Genomic DNA, 14593 nt, shown 5'->3' on the forward strand with positions numbered 1-14593 from the left:
AAATAATTTTTCAATCTAATTTAGGCTTAGGTGTAAAGTGTTTGCTGTATCGCAGGTTATGTGGAACAATCAATAAAAATCGACTTACAAATGAGGCACTAAGGTGATTGATGCCGAAGGTTTTCGTGCCAATGTCGGAATTGTAATTTGCAATAATCAGGGACAAGTATTTTGGGCTCGTCGCTATGGTCAGCACTCTTGGCAATTTCCCCAAGGTGGTGTTGATGACGGCGAAACAGCAGAGCAAACCATGTACAGAGAATTACACGAAGAAGTGGGCTTGCTTCCTGAAGACGTTGAGATCGTCGCAAGTTCTAAACATTGGTTACGCTATAAATTACCCAAACGTTTAATTCGCAGAGACTCAAGTCCTGTGTGTATTGGGCAAAAACAAAAATGGTTTTTACTGAAACTTCGTTGTAAAGATGAAGATGTAGATTTACTTAAAACTCATCACCCCGAGTTTGATGATTGGCGATGGGTGAGTTATTGGTATCCGGTTAGGCAAGTTGTTTCGTTTAAGCGCGATGTATATCGTCGAGTAATGAAAGAGTTTGCTCCGTTTGCAATGCCGTTTAATAAACGAGAGCAACACAAAGATCATTGGCGACATAAACGATAAGGGCAACCTTATTTAAATCAAAGGAGCAGCATCATGTTAGCCACGCTCAGATCAATTGCTGAGGCAGTGTCGCAACAGGCGGACTTAAATAGTGCGCTGGGGTGTTTTGTGCAAATGGTAAAAGATGCCATGCAAACACAGTGCTGCTCGATTTATTTTGCAGATTATAGCCAAGATAACTTTGTATTGATGGCCACCCAAGGCCTCAACCCAGATGCAGTGGGTAAGTTTCGTATAGGTTTTACCGAAGGCCTCGTGGGTCTTGTTGCTCAGCGTGAAGAGCCTATCAATATTGCTTTTGCTAAGTCTCACCCTCGTTTTAAACTCTCACCTGAAGTTAATGAAGAAGGCTATAACGCATTTTTGTCAGTGCCAGTCGTGCACCAGAAAAAGGTTTTAGGCGTTATTGTTGTTCAACAAAAACTAGCCCGTGTTTTTAGCCCTGACGAGGAATCATTCTTAATTACGCTCTCGGCCCAGCTAGCTTCTCAGTTAGCTCATGCAGAAATAAAAGAAATATTACGCGTCGATGAGTTTTCACACCAAACCTCAGTACTAAAAGGGGTATCAAGTGCGCCAGGTATTGCCATAGGTGAAGCCTTTGTGGTGATCCCTAAACTTGACTTTAGTTCTATTGAACTGCAAAAAGACGACGATGTGAGCACCCAGCGTAAGCTATTTACCCAAGCTGTGGCTGCGACGCGTAACGAGTTTAATACCTTATCTATGACTCTGAGCGACTCTATTCCGCAAGAAGCGCTGGCGGTATTTGATGTTTATCAGCAGTTACTTGATGCCAAAAGTCTTGGTCAAAATGTTGAAGCGCAATTACAACAAGGCTGGAATGCTAAAAGCGCCCTGAAAATTGTAATTGAGAAATTAGTGACTCAATTCAATGCCATGCAAGACCCTTACATTAAAGAGCGTGCTGTTGATGTTAAAGATATTGGTTTGCGAGTCTTACACCATTTAGTTAATACTGAGCATGCGGCAAAACCTTACCCTAAAGACACTATTTTAATTGCCGGTACATTAACTCCCGCAATGCTTGCTGAAGTACCTAAAGGGCATCTTGCTGGGGTTGTGAGTGTTAATGGTGCAGCAAATAGCCATGCTTCAATTTTAACTCGTGCTATGGGGATCCCTGCAATTTGGGGCATTGAAGATGTGCCGTTATTGCAGTTTGAAGGCAAGCAAATGATTTTAGATGCCTATGCAGGGCGTTTATATATTTCTCCTTCACAAATGCTGCAAGAGGAATACAGTCAGCTCAAATATCAAGAAGCCTTATTGAACGACCGCTTTGTAGCAGAGCAAAACCTAGATGCCATCACTAAAGATGGCGAACACATTAGCTTATTACTTAACGCGGGTCTCGAATTAAATACCGAGCATGACAATAAGCCATTTTGCGATGGGGTAGGTCTTTATCGCACCGAAGCCTGGTTTATGCAAAAAGGCCAATTTCCTTCACAGTCAGAACAAGAAAGCTGGTATCGCGAAGTGCTTACTAGTTACCATCCTAATCCTGTGGTGATGCGTACACTCGATATTGGTGGCGATAAAGTTTTAGATTACTTCAATATAACAGAAGAAAATCCATTTTTAGGTTGGCGTGGTATTCGCGTGACCTTAGATCACCCAGAGCTATTTTTAGATCAGCTCAAGGCAATGTTAAAAGCCAATATTGGTTTGGGTAATTTAAAAATCATGCTGCCGATGATCAGCGGCTCCGAGGAAGTCGATGAATCGTTAAAATTGCTCGAACAAGCCTACTTTGAGTTAAGTGAACAATATCCTGAACAAGCCATTGAGCGCCCTGAAATTGGCGTGATGTTAGAAGTACCTTCGAGTGTATTTATGCTTGAAGAGTGGTCGCAAAAAGTCGATTTTTGCTCTGTAGGTAGCAACGATTTAACCCAGTATATGCTGGCAGTTGATCGCTCTAATGCCCGCGTTGCTGAGCTATTTAACCCTTATCACCCAAGTGTACTTAGAGTGCTGTTAAAAATAGCACAAGAGTGTCAGCAACATGAGTTGCCATTTAGTTTGTGTGGTGAGTTAGGCGGCGACCCAGAAGGCGCTTTACTGCTCATTGCGATGGGTTATCGAAGCTTGAGCATGAACTACGCTTCGATTAGTAAAATTAAGTTTGTGCTTAGGCGATTAAATGTCAGTGATATGGAAAAGTTACTTGCAGAGTGCTTATTACAACCAACGGCAAAGCATGTACTTAGGTTGACACGTAACTTTATGATCGAACATCAACTCGGTGAGCTTTTTTACACCCCAAGCCAAGGTCAATCATAAGGGAAAATTGTGCTGTGAAGCACCTATACCCAAGCCATCTCAAGATGTAGAATTCAGCGTTTCACAGGTGCTTAATATCAAGGCGTTACTTTGCAAGAATGGCAGTCCCTTTTAAGAAGTAACAACGATGAGAGTAAGTGCCTGTGAAGCGCCCAAAGGGTTGGTTTAAAAGCGATTTATACTGCGTTATTGATCTTAACAATAGAACCACTATTACTTGCAATCAATGCCTTGCCTAAATCGCTTTTAATTCCAACTGAAACTCGCATCTTGAGGTGGTTTGGGTATATATATTAGTTTAGTATATGTATATAACAAATTGAATATATGAGTGTGCTATGCATGACGTAATACTTTTAATGGTGTACTGCGCAATTTTGGGCAGCGTGGTTGGATTTTTAGCAGGATTATTAGGTATTGGTGGCGGTCTGATTATCGTGCCGGTACTTAGTGCGCTATTAGTGTCGTTTAATGTTGCCGACCCAAGCCATGTATTAGTTATCGCGATAGCAACCTCGTTAGCATCCATTATTTTTACCTCGACTTCTTCAGCCCTTGCTCATCATCGTAATGCTAACGTGCCATGGGAAATTGCTCCTTGGGTTATGACTGGCGTTGGCCTTGGCGCATTGATCAGTGGCTTTGCAGCAAGCTTTATCCCAGAGCAGCTACTGCGCTTTGTTTTTGCCGGTAGCGTGGTGTTTATCGCGCTCAGAATGGTGTTATCGACACGAAAAAAAGCAGCCAGTGAAAAGCCGCTGCCATCAGGGCCTATTCTTGGCTTTTTATGTGCCATAATGGGGGCGCTGTCAGGACTAATTGGTATTGGTGGCGGGGCGCTTATTGTGCCGCTACTGCATTATTTTTCTGTTGATATTAAAAAGGCCATTGGTTGTGCTGCTGCATGTGGTATTGTCATTGCGCTGTTCGGCTCGGTGGGTTACGTATCTGCCGGGTGGCAATTAACATCTTTCAGTGATGGATTTGCCGGATTTGTGTATTTACCTGCGTTAGTGGGGATTGTGGTTACCTCGTCGCTCATTGCGCCAATAGGTGCCAAGGCCACGCATTACTTGCCTGTGGCAACAATAAAAAAAGTATTCGCGCTATTACTTGTCATAATTGCGCTTAAAATGGTGTTTAGTTAAAGGTTTTTATTTTTATGGCTCTTCAATTTCCAGATATCGATCCGGTTATTTTTTCGGTAGGCCCGCTCAGCGTACGTTGGTACGGTTTAATGTATTTAATTGGTTTTGCTTTGGCGATGTGGCTTGCTAATCGTCAAGCAGAAAAACCAAACTCAGGTTGGACAAAAGAACAAGTTAGTGACTTATTATTTTACGGCATGCTCGGGGTAATACTCGGTGGCCGTATTGGTTATGTATTGTTTTATCAGTTCAGCTACTTTATTGAAAACCCACTGTATTTATTCAGAATTGACCAAGGTGGTATGTCGTTCCATGGCGGTACGCTAGGTGTGATTACAGCCATTGCTATTTTTGCCTGGACACGTAAAAAATCATTATTTGAAGTGGGCGATTTTGTAGTGCCACTGGTGCCGCTTGGTTTACTAGCCGGACGTATTGGTAACTTTATTAATGGCGAACTATGGGGCCGAGTGACTGATGTACCTTGGGCGTTTATTTTCCCATCAGGGGGCCCAGAGCCTCGTCATCCATCACAATTATACGAAGCCTTTTTAGAAGGTTTGGTGCTGTTCTTAATCTTACAATGGTTTATTAAAAAGCCTCGTCCAGCGGGAAGTGTTGCTGGGGTGTTCTTACTTGGCTATGGCGTGTTTAGATTTATTGTTGAATATTTCCGTGAGCCAGATGCTCATTTAGGTTTATTCGCAGGCTTTATCTCGATGGGGCAAATACTGTCATTGCCGATGGTAATTGGTGGCCTTGGTTTGTTAATATGGGCCTATAAAAAGCCGCAACACAGCGTGGCAAGTAAAGCATAACAAGAGCAAATCAATGAAACAGTATTTAGATTTATGTCAGCGCATTGTTGACGAAGGTGTGTGGGTTGAGAACAAACGCACTGGTACCAAGTGTTTAACCGTTATTAATGCCGATCTTGAATATGATGTGGCAAATAATAAGTTTCCGCTAATAACAACGCGCAAGAGCTTTTACAAAGCGGCGATAGCGGAGTTACTTGGTTATTTACGTGGTTACGACAGCGCTGCACAGTTTCGTGATATCGGCTGTATGACTTGGAATGCTAACGCAAACGAAAACAAAGCTTGGCTAGAAAACCCACATCGCCGTGGTGAAGATGATATGGGTCGAGTGTATGGTGTGCAAGGCCGCAGTTGGCAACGTCCGGATGGCAGCCACCTTGATCAACTTAAAAAAGTTATCGATAACTTATCAAAAGGGATTGATGATCGCGGTGAAATCGTCACTTTTTATAACCCAGGTGAGTTTGAGTTAGGCTGTTTACGCCCTTGTATGCACACGCACACCTTTTCTTTGTTGGGCGATACTCTATACTTAACATCATACCAACGTAGCTGCGATGTGCCGCTGGGTTTGAACTTTAATCAAATTCAATGTTTTGTGTTACTTGCATTAGTTGCGCAAATAACTGGTCACAAGCCGGGTAAGGCGTATCATAAAATAGCGAATGCGCATATTTATGAAAACCAACTTGAGTTGATGCGTGATGTGCAGCTTAAGCGTGAGCCTTTCGCGTCGCCAGAATTAAAAATAAACCCAAACATTAAATCACTAGAAGACATTGAAACCTGGGTTACAAAAGATGATTTTGAAGTAGTCGGTTATCAGTGTCACGATGCAATTAAGTATCCGTTTTCAGTGTAAGAACAATAAAATTTAAGGAGAAATCAATGAAAGCTGTGATCCCAGTTGCTGGTCTTGGCACGCGTATGTTACCTGCAACAAAAGCAATTCCTAAAGAAATGCTTCCTATTGTTGACCGCCCGTTGATTCAGTACGTTGTAAATGAAGCAATTTCAGCAGGAATTAAAGAAATTGTTTTAGTAACGCATTCAAGTAAAAACTCAATTGAAAACCACTTTGATACCAGTTTTGAGTTAGAAGCTACGCTTGAAAAACGTGTAAAGCGCCAATTACTTGCAGAAGTACAATCAATTTGTCCGAAAGATGTAACAATTATTCAAGTTCGTCAGGGTGAAGCGAAAGGTCTCGGCCATGCTATTAACTGTGCAGCTCCTATCATTGGTAATGAACCGTTTGTTGTTATCTTACCGGATGTGATCATCGATGATGTAGCAAGCGACCTTAAAAAAGATAACTTAGCTGAAATGATCCAGCGTTTTGAAAGTACGGGTGAAAGCCAGATTATGGTTGAACCTGTGCCACAAAACGAAGTTGATAAGTTTGGTGTAGTAGATTTAGGTGATGTAAAAATCAATCAAGGTGAGAGCGCTGCTATTTTAAACATGGTTGAAAAGCCTCCAGTTGATCAAGCGCCATCAAATCTTGCTGTTGTGGGTCGTTATGTATTGAGTAAAAATATTTGGCCATTACTTGCAAAAACCCCAGCAGGCGCTGGCGACGAAATTCAATTAACAGATGCCATTGCCATGTTAATGGAAAAAGAAATTGTTGATGCCTACTCAATGAAAGGTAAAAGCCATGACTGTGGCAGCAAAATTGGTTATTTAAAAGCTATTGTAGAATTTGCACTACGCCGTGATGAATTCAAAGACGAGCTTACAGATTTCATAAAGTCGCTGGTTAAATAAGTAATGCAAACCATCTAGTTAAAAATTATGTAAAAAAAGTGCCTATATGGCACTTTTTTATTATTTACATAAACCTTACAATTGCCGATGATTACCCAATAAAGGATTTTTCTGATATACCTTTGTCTTAACACATTGTTACTATTGAATGTAAATTAATTGTTTCGTGTATATTTCATCTATAGTTGTTCTCCAGTAAATAACTAAAACAAAAAGTAATAGACGAAACGTTAATACGTTAGTGGTTACGGCTTATATCTCAAATTATCTTTTAAGTGTTGATGTACAGGTAAGTACTAACAGTGTGTTCTTCTTTGGATAAGAAGTTGTTTTTTAATGGTACTTTAAAGAATCCTGATTATGAAATGTTGCTCAAAGCTTTTACGTTACAGTTTATACCTCGTGGTGTTACTAGCTGTATCTGGTTGCAGTCATAATTCATTGTCTTATATCTTTGAAAATAAAACTCTAAACTTAGATTTTTCCTCTCTTTTAAGTAAAGCGTTCAGTCAGCCAAGTACTTATCATGTGCAAATACCAGCGAGCCCTGACAGAGTAACCACAAACTATAAATCAGTTGGAAATATTCAGCAGACCCCAGATAAAGAACTTAGCTCTGTGCCAGAGTCATCGACAAACACTGAGCTTTCTAATCATAGTTATAGTTTTGCTTTACAGCTTATGTCTGTTGAATCTGAACAAGGTCTGGCTTATTCATTTAAAAAAATGGTTAGGCGTGCCCCAAGCATCTTTCAAGGTAAACCGATACTCAATGTTGAAGTAGCACAGGTAAATGAGCATACTTATTATCGCCTTAAATTTGGCCGCTATAAGTATTTAAAGAATGCAAAGGCTGACTGTGAAGCAGTTAAGCGGCAAGGTATTGATTGCTGGGTTAGCAATTACACAAATAACCGAGTTTATTTTTAGTTTAAAACTTTCATCCTACAGCTGGCATTTTTATTGCTGAATTTAAGTCTATTTTTTAGAGTCGACGTCATCATGCACTTTTCTAGTTTCTCCAAATACCTTTTGATAATCATCTGCCTCACAGCTCTACCAGCATGCATGATGAGCCAAGAACAAAGCCAGCCAGTATATAATGAGCAGTTAGTGCAACAATCATCAATGCAGTCACAAAGTTCAGCTGTTGAAGTACATAAAGCTGCAGAGTCTGGAGTGCAGTTAGGTTTATATCTAACACCTAATAAAGTAGCTCACCGTGTTTTAGAGCTAAAGCGTGACTATCCTGATATCATGCATGGTCTAGATTTTCGCTTTAAACAACGTGATCAAAAAGGCGTAACCTTGTATGGATTAAGAGCTGGCCCATTTGCAAACTATACTCAAGCCACTGCATTTTGTGAGATTGTTAAAAAAGTAGGGCAGACTTGTGTTACAGCCCATTTTGTTGGGCAGACGCTGTAGCATTTGAACTAAATAACAATCAGCAGCTAGATATTAAAAGAGGCCTTAAAGCAAAAAGACTAGCTCATAGCATATATCAGAGCCTCTTGTTTCACGATTATCTTGGTATATCCCGTTTATAATAATACTTAGGCATAATTATTGCTTTGTACTTACTAAGTTTAGTGAGGATGGCAATTATGCGCCTGTTATTTTATTCAGTTTTTTTAGTGTTGGTGGGTTGTAGCTTAACTGAAGAGCCACAAAAAACGCCCCCTAGAGAAACCCCAAAATCGCCGATGGCACCTTATACGGTGCATCAATACGTTGCTGATTTAAGTAGTCAGCTGAGCCGTATTCAAGGCCCTTACAAAGGCAATGCACGTATTGCTGTGACCAGTTTCTACATGGCTGATGGCTTAGGTACTGATTTAGCTGAAGATCAGGGCAGTGGCTTGAGTCAGCAAATTCAAGAAAGTTTATTAACGCAATTTACTCAGCTTGGTTTTCATACCATTGAGTATCGATTAGAAAATACTTTAAATTTGCAGCAATCGGCCGATAGTGTACTTAGTCGTGATGTAAATACCTTACGTCAACGTCAGAATATTGACTTTGTTATTACCGGCACACTGACGCGGCAACAACATGCCTACATAGTAAATGCCCGATTAGTGAATACCAAAGATCTGCGAATTGTGTCAGCAGCAAGCACTGAGATCCCTATCAATGTAATGTGGGGCGCTGAAAAAGTTCAGCAACGTGATGGCCAGTTGTATCGAAGCGAATATTAAGAGGAACTCATTTAATGAAACGTTTAATTTTAACTTTATGTTTGCCTTTTGGCTTTGGTTGCTCATCAATGTTAACTGGTGATGTAACACAACACGATAATGATCCTCAGTTAGCTGCGCAAAGAGAAGTCGCCGCGCCACATAGTAACGACAGTGTGTTTCAAACCAATCAGGCGGTGATGAATAACAGCACCTTTACAGCAGCACCAACGCGTAAAAATATTAATCACTATGTGCGTGGCATCATGCAGGATCTTGTTGAAAACTTGCAATATGTTAGCGATAGCACGCCGGTTGCTGTTTCAAGCTTCATATACCTTGATGCAGATTACAACTCAACGAATTTGCTAGGTAATCAAATTGCCGAAAGCTTCATTCATGAGCTTCACGCATTTGGTGTACCTGTCATTGATTTTAAAACCACTGATTATATGCGTGTCACGCCAACTGGTGACTATGTTTTCAGTCGTGATTATTTAGAGCTAAGCCAAGATCAAAACTTCAATTATGTATTGGCAGGTACTTTGGTTAATCATCAAAGTGGTGTGCTCGTGAATGCTCGGATTGTTGGTTTAGCAAGCAAAGCAGTTGTAGGGTCAGCGCAAGGTTTTATCCCGCAATCAGTGGTTGATGCCCTTGATAGTACCAACCGCAGTGATGGTATTACACTAAAACAAGCAAGTGAGTAAGCTATGAAAGGTTTTATTTTAGCATCGTTAACGCTCGCACTATCTGGCTGCCAATTGCTGCCAGAGCAATCAGCAGAGCCGCAAAATACAGCTCAAAATGTACCTGCATCAGCAAATACTCAAGTCGATTACGTTGCTATGCTACAAGCGCTTGAACAAAATGATATGCAGCAGGATAACGCTAACCATCGTTTATTTGTGCCTTATCAACATCATAAAACCGTTGTTAATTATGTCGAGCAAATGGCGCTTGAGCTAGTAGATACTATGCAACAAGAGAGTGAGTTAGGCATTGCCATTACTAGCTTTGTTGATTTAGATGCAAGCCTAAAAAGCAGCTCACAACTTGGTAATCAACTCTCTGAAACAATGATGCACCAGCTGCAAAAATTTGGATTTGGCGTTGTTGATTTTAAAGCGATGGATATCATTAGTGTGACCTCACGTGGTGATTTTGTGATGTCGCGAGATGTAGAAGAGTTAGCCGAGCGTCGCATCGCGAGCCATGTACTTACAGGCACGCTGATATACCGCCCTAATGGTGTAGAAGTGAATGCACGAGTAATTAATTTAAACTCAAAGTTGGTTATTGCCAGCGCACAAAAAGTGATCCCTTATTTTGTGCTAAAAAATGAGTCAATCAAATCAGCAACGGCTAGCGTTAACTAACCTCATTACTTTGCCAATCGACTTACTCAAAAGTCGATTGGTTTATTCTCTTGATTACCAAAGCCTTAGACCGTTATACTTTTAGTTACAAGTTACAAGTTACAAGTTACAAGTTACAAGTTACAAGTTACAAGTTACAAGTTACAAGCTTTCCCTCAGCTTTTGAGTGGCCTCTTAGTTAAATGGATATAACGGCCCCCTCCTAAGGGGCAGTTACAGGTTCGATTCCTGTAGGGGCTACCAATAAAATCAATGACTAGTCGTGTTCTTCTCCTTTGTAGCATATGTGTAGCGTTAAAGTTCCGAATAGATTGCTTCAATCAATATCCGATAAGTTTGAGTGTTCTATAAAATCATAGCGATCTCTAAAGTTGCACACTCTTCTTATCCAGTAGTTTGTTTTATTGGTTTTAAGTGCTGCTTATATTTTGCTCACTCAATACTATGTCTATTTTTAGTAATTAAAATCAATTCATTTTTCGTATTCTTTCCTGTTTTTCTTGCTGTTTAGTTGAAATTTAAACTAATCATTATTTTGCAGATTAGTTTTAACCTTGGCCTATATAGGTGACAGGTTCTAACTACTTACTGTGGCTAAAAACAGAATAAGGATATTGATATGTTGATTATTACGAATAGAAACATAAATAAATCAAACTTTAAAAATGGCGTAGGCGATCACAATGCTTTTGGTGACTACGCAAACGCAAAAGGACCTAATGAAGTTAGGCTCGCTCATGCAGATAAAGTAGAGGGAGTATGGCAAGTGCGACTAGTCACTGAGCCATCTAAAATAACTCAGAATAATATTCCTTCTAAAAAAGCATTTGCAGAAGTTCGTGAACGGCTCACTTCCTCAGGTAAAAATTGCGTTTTTTTTGTACATGGCTTTAATCAAAGCTTTTATAAGAACTTAGAAAAGTCATTAGCATTAGAAAAAGAGCATGGGGTTGAGGTTGTTGTTTTTTCTTGGCCCTCTAATCCTGGAGGTTTTAAGACAAAAGAATACCGAAGCGCTAAGAGAAATGCACAGGCATCAGTTGGTGCTTTGGATGCTACGTTGGAAAAGTTAGGCCAATACATGAAAGAACCGTTTAATAAAGAGGCCCTTAAGGCATGCGATATTAAATTTACCTTTATGACTTACAGTTTGGGGAATTACTTGTTTCAGAATTACGTTATCAACGCTTTATACGAAGCTGAAACAAGAATGTTTGATAACGTTGTATTGTGCCAAGCTGATGTTGATAACGCAGGTCATCAACATTGGGTCAATAATATAGAAGCTGGAAAACGAGTTTATATTACGATCAATGAAAATGATTGGGTCCTAAAATGGTCTGATGCGAATTTTCAAAAAGATCGGTTAGGAAGAACTGCTAGGAATTTGGTCGCTTCAAATGCTTTTTATTTTGACTTTACTGGCGGTCCAAATGTAGGAAAAACTCATGGCCTCTTCTATGAAAAGACAAATGATGTAGTTAAATCATTTTTTACAACTGTTTTAAATGGCGGTAGAGGTGAGGAGACTGATGGCTTAGTTTTTGATAGTAGGTTGAACGCTTATAGATTTTAGCTCTAAAATGAGGCTATTATTTTTTTAATAGCCTCATTAAAATTAACCCGTTACTTTTTCAAGCTCGCCTGTGCGCCATGGTTCAATGATGATTTTGATATGGTCGTTTGGTTTAAATAAGGTATCAAATGCACCTTGTACGCCGTCTATGCCGACTTTACCAGTACGCATTTTTTGCCATGCAATTTTGCCTGACGCGATGTTCTCAAGTGATTGTGCAAACTCTTCTGGCTGGTAGTAATAAGAGAAAATAAGGTCTAACTCTTTCACTGTGGCATAGGCAAAGTTAACGTTTAGTGGCGCGGTATGTACACCTGTTACAATGATTTTTGCTTTTGCTGGTGCACGTAAAATGTAGTCGTTCAATAAGCGGCTTACACCGGCACATTCAAAAATAACGACCTTGTTGTTACCCGCAAGTGCTGCGGCTTTAGCAACTTCATCATCTGCCATAGGGTTAACATATTCTGTAGCGCCAAATTCAAGGGCAATTTGTTTTTTGCTCTCTTGTGGATCAGAGGCAACGATGTGTTTTACGCCTTGAAGCTTTAACGCGGCAATCGCTGCAAGGCCAATTGGGCCACAGCCAACCACAATAGCTACGTCATCATTATTCATTTGTGCGCGGTTCACTGCGTGCAGGCCAACAGCAAGTGGTTCTGTAATGGCTGCCGCTTCTGATGGAACAGCATCAGGAATAGGTAATAGCAAGGCTTCATCAACAATAAAGTATTCAGAATAGGCACCATATAGCCCTGGGGTTACACCTACGCCAGCGCCGCCAGCAGAAAGTAAAATTGGCACTGAGGTTACACGGGTGCCTTTAGCTAATTCGCCTTTAGTATTTGGACCGTAGCTAACAATTTCTGCCGCGTACTCATGGCCTAATAATACTTCTTGGTCATCGCCTGCATCTTTAGCCATGATGCCAAGGTTTTTATAGATATCGAATACATCGCTGGTGTGGCGGGTTATATGAATATCAGAACCGCAAATGCCGCAAGCTAGGCTTTTTACCAGTACTTGGCCGGGTCCAGGTGTAGGGATATCAATTTGTTTTACATGCAGCTTGCCATTTTGCATGGCAACAGAATTCATTTGGCTCATATGTGTGTCCTCAATTCACCTTATTTGTGAATTATTAGACTAAAGTAAAGCACCTGCCTTAATCTTGACTTTTTGCGACAAAAATACAGCTTATTACGACATGTCTGTTTATAAACTGCTCATTGTGGAATCTTTAAAGTAAAAACCCTTAAAGTGATAAGGGTTTTTACTTTATTAAGTCTTAGCCGAAGTAGGCTGTATTGAGGTATAAATGAGTTAAAACACCAGCAAAGTAACCTAGTAAAATGACCGGCGACCATTTTAAGTGGCTATTAAAGGTGTATATCCCTCGCGCTTGACCCATTAGTGCAACTCCTGCCGCAGAGCCAATTGATAACAGGCTGCCACCAATTCCTGCTGTTAGCGTAATAAGCAGCCATTGACCGTGCGACATGTCAGGCATCATTTGTAACACTGCAAACATCACTGGAATGTTATCTACTACCGCTGACATTAAACCAAGAATAACGTTCGCACCGGTAGCAGACCAGTTGTTATAAAGTAAATCAGAAAGTAGCGCTAAGTAGCCGATAAACCCTAAGCCACCAACACAAATAACGATGCCATAGAAGAACAAGAGCGTGTCCCACTCGGCTCTCGATACACGGCTAAATACATCAAAAGGAACAACATTACCTAAGCGAGATAAGCGCTCTTTGTCGCCTTCACGCTCTGCCATGGCGCGTTTTCTGGCAAGAGAGCCGGGGAGTGTCACGCGTAAGAAGTAACCAAAAAACTGTAAATAGCCAAGACCCATCATCATGCCCACAACCGGTGGTAAACCAAAGGCGGTTTTTAGCACCACGGCGGTGAGTATTGTCAGTAAGAATAAGCACAATATGCGAAGCGCACCGCGTTTAAGTTCAATATCTTCATCGGCCGTATCCGGGTGACGGTTATTGATAAATAAAGACATAACAAATGCAGGAATAATATAGCTGACTAAAGCTGGTAGGAATAAAACAAAAAACTCGGTAAAGGCAACAACATCGGCTTGCCAAACCATCAGTGTCGTGATGTCACCAAACGGGCTGAATGCGCCACCGGCATTTGCGGCTATTACAATATTGACGCACGACATAGCAATGAAGCGGTTATCATTTGCTGCTACCTTCATTACCACTGCACATAAAAGTAGGGCGGTCGTTAAGTTATCGGCTACAGGTGAAATACAAAATGCCAGTACACCGCTTATCCAAAATAATTGTTTGTAGCTAAAGCCCCTCGCAACCAGCCAGCTTCTTAGGCCATCAAATAAACGACGCTCTTCTAGGGCGTTGATATAGGTCATCGCAACGAGCAAAAATAGCATTAACTCCGAAAATTCTAACAAGGCGTGACGAAATGCGTCGGTGCTAAGATCAGATAAGTTTTGTGCACTGTACTGCCAAGCAATAAGGGTCCAAATAATCCCGGCTGCAACCAATACGGGTTTTGATTTGCGTAAGTGAATTTTTTCTTCGAGTATGACGAGCACATAAGCAAAGATAAAAATAACAAGGCAGATAATGCCAACAGGATGGGTGAGTAAATCGATAGTACCAGTTGACGCAGCATGAGCTTGGCCACCGAAACATAGCAAGGAAAGGAGCAATCCTTGTGTTAGTTTTTTCATTGTATATTCCAATTAAATCATCTTAATTTCGTTACGGTTTAAGTAAATGTAGCTGCAGACATTTT

The 14593-nt window shown here is 40.7% G+C and carries 14 protein-coding genes and 1 tRNA gene; 13 read left to right on the forward strand and 2 right to left on the reverse strand.

From position 1 onward, the window contains the following. Nucleotides 1-103 precede the first annotated feature (103 nt). The 13 genes from rppH to NFU46_RS04650 all read left to right on the forward strand — a co-directional run bounded on the left by rppH (nucleotide 104) and on the right by NFU46_RS04650 (nucleotide 11806). On the forward strand, nucleotides 104-622 hold the full coding sequence (rppH, locus tag NFU46_RS04590; RefSeq protein WP_054562240.1) for an RNA pyrophosphohydrolase: 519 nt from the start codon (nucleotides 104-106) through the stop codon (nucleotides 620-622). Between the two features lie 33 nt (nucleotides 623-655). Beyond that, on the forward strand, nucleotides 656-2932 hold the full coding sequence (ptsP, locus tag NFU46_RS04595; RefSeq protein WP_062566761.1) for a phosphoenolpyruvate--protein phosphotransferase: 2277 nt from the start codon (nucleotides 656-658) through the stop codon (nucleotides 2930-2932). Nucleotides 2933-3270: 338 nt separating this feature from the next. Next, complete coding sequence (locus NFU46_RS04600; protein WP_055020682.1) at nucleotides 3271-4080, forward strand: sulfite exporter TauE/SafE family protein; 810 nt, start codon at nucleotides 3271-3273, stop codon at nucleotides 4078-4080. A gap of 14 nt (nucleotides 4081-4094) precedes the next feature. After that, on the forward strand, nucleotides 4095-4898 hold the full coding sequence (gene lgt / locus NFU46_RS04605) for a prolipoprotein diacylglyceryl transferase (protein WP_054562237.1): 804 nt from the start codon (nucleotides 4095-4097) through the stop codon (nucleotides 4896-4898). Between the two features lie 13 nt (nucleotides 4899-4911). Next, nucleotides 4912-5763 (forward strand): thymidylate synthase, encoded by an 852-nt coding sequence (locus NFU46_RS04610; RefSeq protein WP_054562236.1) that lies wholly within the window; start codon nucleotides 4912-4914, stop codon nucleotides 5761-5763. 26 nt (nucleotides 5764-5789) lie between these two features. Beyond that, nucleotides 5790-6671 (forward strand): UTP--glucose-1-phosphate uridylyltransferase GalU, encoded by an 882-nt coding sequence (gene galU / locus NFU46_RS04615; protein WP_251600114.1) that lies wholly within the window; start codon nucleotides 5790-5792, stop codon nucleotides 6669-6671. Nucleotides 6672-7031: 360 nt separating this feature from the next. Then, nucleotides 7032-7601 carry an SPOR domain-containing protein gene (locus NFU46_RS04620; RefSeq protein ID WP_251600117.1) on the forward strand — a complete coding sequence of 190 codons (570 nt, stop codon included), beginning with the start codon at nucleotides 7032-7034 and terminating at the stop codon, nucleotides 7599-7601. Nucleotides 7602-7742: 141 nt separating this feature from the next. Further along, entirely contained in the window at nucleotides 7743-8099 is a 357-nt protein-coding gene (locus NFU46_RS04625; protein WP_251600120.1) for an SPOR domain-containing protein, read from the forward strand. A gap of 179 nt (nucleotides 8100-8278) precedes the next feature. Beyond that, entirely contained in the window at nucleotides 8279-8872 is a 594-nt protein-coding gene (locus tag NFU46_RS04630) for a FlgO family outer membrane protein (RefSeq protein WP_055020737.1), read from the forward strand. 14 nt (nucleotides 8873-8886) lie between these two features. Next, nucleotides 8887-9561 (forward strand): FlgO family outer membrane protein, encoded by a 675-nt coding sequence (locus NFU46_RS04635; protein ID WP_058586441.1) that lies wholly within the window; start codon nucleotides 8887-8889, stop codon nucleotides 9559-9561. A gap of 3 nt (nucleotides 9562-9564) precedes the next feature. Continuing rightward, complete coding sequence (locus NFU46_RS04640) at nucleotides 9565-10230, forward strand: FlgO family outer membrane protein (protein ID WP_251600123.1); 666 nt, start codon at nucleotides 9565-9567, stop codon at nucleotides 10228-10230. 168 nt (nucleotides 10231-10398) lie between these two features. Next, a tRNA-Arg gene (locus tag NFU46_RS04645) sits at nucleotides 10399-10473 on the forward strand. A 376-nt stretch (nucleotides 10474-10849) separates the two neighbouring features. Then, nucleotides 10850-11806, forward strand: coding sequence for an alpha/beta hydrolase (locus tag NFU46_RS04650; RefSeq protein ID WP_251600127.1), 957 nt, complete (start codon nucleotides 10850-10852; stop codon nucleotides 11804-11806). A gap of 42 nt (nucleotides 11807-11848) precedes the next feature. On the opposite strand, the gene NFU46_RS04655 is transcribed toward NFU46_RS04650, so the two are convergent. Both NFU46_RS04655 and nhaD read right to left on the reverse strand, forming a co-directional pair. Continuing rightward, the gene (locus NFU46_RS04655; RefSeq protein ID WP_251600130.1) at nucleotides 11849-12913 is read right to left on the reverse strand and encodes a zinc-binding dehydrogenase; all 1065 of its coding nucleotides are present in this window, start codon (nucleotides 12911-12913) and stop codon (nucleotides 11849-11851) included. Nucleotides 12914-13094: 181 nt separating this feature from the next. Further along, nucleotides 13095-14528 carry a sodium:proton antiporter NhaD gene (nhaD, locus tag NFU46_RS04660; RefSeq protein ID WP_251600133.1) on the reverse strand — a complete coding sequence of 478 codons (1434 nt, stop codon included), beginning with the start codon at nucleotides 14526-14528 and terminating at the stop codon, nucleotides 13095-13097. Nucleotides 14529-14593 lie beyond the last annotated feature (65 nt).

This window comes from Pseudoalteromonas sp. NCCP-2140, assembly GCF_023708065.1.
GTDB lineage: Bacteria > Pseudomonadota > Gammaproteobacteria > Enterobacterales > Alteromonadaceae > Pseudoalteromonas.

Coding starts and splice junctions, on each gene's coding strand:
- NFU46_RS04630 (WP_055020737.1), top strand. CDS start 8,279: ATGCGCCTGTTATTTTATTCAGTTTTTTTAGTGTTGGTGGGTTGTAGC.
- NFU46_RS04655 (WP_251600130.1), bottom strand. CDS start 12,913: ATGAGCCAAATGAATTCTGTTGCCATGCAAAATGGCAAGCTGCATGTA.
- NFU46_RS04650 (WP_251600127.1), top strand. CDS start 10,850: ATGTTGATTATTACGAATAGAAACATAAATAAATCAAACTTTAAAAAT.
- galU (WP_251600114.1), top strand. CDS start 5,790: ATGAAAGCTGTGATCCCAGTTGCTGGTCTTGGCACGCGTATGTTACCT.
- NFU46_RS04620 (WP_251600117.1), top strand. CDS start 7,032: ATGAAATGTTGCTCAAAGCTTTTACGTTACAGTTTATACCTCGTGGTG.
- ptsP (WP_062566761.1), top strand. CDS start 656: ATGTTAGCCACGCTCAGATCAATTGCTGAGGCAGTGTCGCAACAGGCG.
- NFU46_RS04640 (WP_251600123.1), top strand. CDS start 9,565: ATGAAAGGTTTTATTTTAGCATCGTTAACGCTCGCACTATCTGGCTGC.
- lgt (WP_054562237.1), top strand. CDS start 4,095: ATGGCTCTTCAATTTCCAGATATCGATCCGGTTATTTTTTCGGTAGGC.
- nhaD (WP_251600133.1), bottom strand. CDS start 14,528: ATGAAAAAACTAACACAAGGATTGCTCCTTTCCTTGCTATGTTTCGGT.
- NFU46_RS04610 (WP_054562236.1), top strand. CDS start 4,912: ATGAAACAGTATTTAGATTTATGTCAGCGCATTGTTGACGAAGGTGTG.
- NFU46_RS04625 (WP_251600120.1), top strand. CDS start 7,743: ATGAGCCAAGAACAAAGCCAGCCAGTATATAATGAGCAGTTAGTGCAA.
- NFU46_RS04635 (WP_058586441.1), top strand. CDS start 8,887: ATGAAACGTTTAATTTTAACTTTATGTTTGCCTTTTGGCTTTGGTTGC.
- NFU46_RS04600 (WP_055020682.1), top strand. CDS start 3,271: ATGCATGACGTAATACTTTTAATGGTGTACTGCGCAATTTTGGGCAGC.